A 272-nucleotide genomic window follows, 5' to 3' on the forward strand; every position below is an offset into this window, starting at 1 on the left:
CTCCCTTATACCTTTACACTCTGCGATTGATTTCCAACCAATCTGAGGGAACCTTTGGGCGCCTCCGTTACCTTTTAGGAGGCGACCGCCCCAGTCAAACTGCCCGTCAGACACTGTCTCCGATAGGGATAACCTATCTGGGTTAGAGTAGCCATAACACAAGGGTAGTATCCCAACAACGCCTCCGTCGAAACTGGCGTCCCGACTTCAATGGCTCCTACCTATCCTGTACATGTGGTACAGATACTCAATATCAAACTGCAGTAAAGCTC

General features: G+C 50.0%; 1 rRNA gene. It reads right to left on the minus strand.

Features of this window, described 5'->3' with window-relative positions:
- A 23S ribosomal RNA gene (locus tag HFD97_RS22110) occupies window positions 1-272 on the minus strand; the annotation flags it as partial.

The organism is Pantoea sp. EKM103V, from assembly GCF_011800365.1.
Taxonomy (GTDB): Bacteria; Pseudomonadota; Gammaproteobacteria; order Enterobacterales; family Enterobacteriaceae; genus Pantoea; species Pantoea anthophila.